The sequence below is a fragment of the Bacillus sp. PPSBB_11 genome (genome assembly GCF_038023285.1).
GTDB lineage: Bacteria > Bacillota > Bacilli > Bacillales > Bacillaceae > Bacillus > Bacillus altitudinis.
The window spans coordinates 2,631,273-2,632,931 of sequence record NZ_CP150633.1 but is presented as its reverse complement, the minus strand read 5'-3'; the positions used below and the strand labels follow the sequence as shown (position 1 = coordinate 2,632,931).

Genomic DNA, 1,659 nt, shown 5'->3' with positions numbered 1-1,659 from the left:
TCTTTAAAGATAAAAGGTCTTGACAAAATTTTGGATAAGAATCATGTTTCTGAATATGACTTTTTCATGTTAGAACAAAATAGAAATGATGTTCTCAAAATATTTAATAGGTGATTCTAGAGGGAGAATGAAGATGACTCATTTAGAATTCGCATTCGGCTTGCTTCCAGTAAGTATGATCATCGCTTCTTTTATCGTCACATTGTTTGTACAAAAGATTTATTTCATGCCAGTTGTGAGCTTTATCATTTTGCTCATTCTGACATTTACACTTTTTAATGTCTCTTTCTTTGGCTGGGCTGTTGTTTACACTTTAGGCTCATTCATTGCTTCATATATAGCATTATTCATTATGAAAATTTTAAATAAAAAGAGATCATAAACTACATTCGAAAAGCCCTGGAAAGGGCTTTTTTCTTTCACTATCGTTTTTTCACTGGATGAATGTCCTCTCCCAAAAAGGCGGTATTCGGATCTTCACTATTTTCTAGAAATTCAGCCATTTCTTGCAGCTCTTGATTAATACGGTCATTCCTTGGCATATCTGGGTTTAACAGAAGGTTGGAGTGAATAGCAGTAGCTGTTTCATACAAGACCTGTTGATCTTTTATCTGTTTGATGCACTGTTTCATGCGCAAGAAAAACCATGCGATCTCTTCAATGTCTTCCATTGGATAATGTGCCATTTTGAAGAGATTCTGCTGACGAAGGTCTCCTCTCTCAAAAATGAGTTCAAGCTCTTCTTTACTGATATATAAATCCGAAGCTTCCTCCTCAATCTCTATTACTTCAACCATGGCGTCGTCAGCTGTATATAACCGCTTAACAAATTCATCGAAAGTATCTGCCAGCTTAAAATTTACTTCCATCTCTAAATCGAAATAGTGAATAGGAGGATGTTCCTTCGTTTCTCGGTAATCCATGGCGATCCATGTATCTTCTTCCCCGCTGATGAAAACAAGTCCCTCTGGCAGCTCCAATTCATCACTTAACTGAACACTATTCATAATTCCATCATCTTTGGCGATTCCTCTTAGATGGTCGAATTGAACATGATCCTCTGCCCATGAATTCGGCCGTTCGGTTGGAAAAGCATTACGAACTGTAAAACCACCATTCCATTCTAAAATGAGTTTTTTGTATGTATCGGGTAAAGTGACTCCAAGTGTTCCCTCTGCTTCATGAATTTGTTCCTCATCTATCTTTTCTAACGTGAAAGGACTCTCTTCTTCTTTCTCCCAGAATGATTTCAAAGTGGATGCCTCCTCGTATCTATCTGAGATAAGTATAACATTGACCAACTGTTCATTTACTCATTCTACTTCATAAAAAAACAGACTCTTAAAGTCTGTTTTAATCTTGTCTATACATTTTCAGAAGTTGTATTTCGATCAATCATAATCGTGTGTCGATTTGATTTTTGTTCCTCCATTGTTGTATTCCGAATTGATTTTGTTTCAATGATTTTTAAAGTTTCTGCTGTTGAAACACTTAACAATACAATGGATACAATGATTAGGAGTCTTTTAATCACCATACAGACACTCTCCTTTTTGAATATCATTTTGAGCTTTAAGAGCCTTTCTATAACATTCTGCTACTCTTTCCAAAAAGAATCGATGACCACTTTCACGATTTTTTCTGGCGTTTTTTCTGCTA

3 protein-coding genes are annotated in these 1,659 nt (G+C 35.8%); 1 reads left to right on the top strand and 2 read right to left on the bottom strand.

All coding sequences use genetic code 11. The features are described from left to right. Positions 1-133 precede the first annotated feature (133 nt). Positions 134-382 (top strand): DUF2651 family protein, encoded by a 249-nt coding sequence (locus tag V7L95_RS12805; RefSeq protein ID WP_017359625.1) that lies wholly within the window; start codon positions 134-136, stop codon positions 380-382. A gap of 40 nt (positions 383-422) precedes the next feature. On the opposite strand, the gene V7L95_RS12800 is transcribed toward V7L95_RS12805, so the two are convergent. Then, positions 423-1,253, bottom strand: coding sequence for an SMI1/KNR4 family protein (locus V7L95_RS12800; RefSeq protein ID WP_017359626.1), 831 nt, complete (start codon positions 1,251-1,253; stop codon positions 423-425). A 110-nt stretch (positions 1,254-1,363) separates the two neighbouring features. After that, positions 1,364-1,537, bottom strand: a complete 174-nt coding sequence (locus tag V7L95_RS12795; protein WP_017359627.1) for a hypothetical protein — start codon at positions 1,535-1,537, stop codon at positions 1,364-1,366. Between the last annotated feature and the right edge of the window lie 122 nt (positions 1,538-1,659).

Coding starts and splice junctions, on each gene's coding strand:
- V7L95_RS12795 (WP_017359627.1), bottom strand. CDS start 1,537: ATGGTGATTAAAAGACTCCTAATCATTGTATCCATTGTATTGTTAAGT.
- V7L95_RS12805 (WP_017359625.1), top strand. CDS start 134: ATGACTCATTTAGAATTCGCATTCGGCTTGCTTCCAGTAAGTATGATC.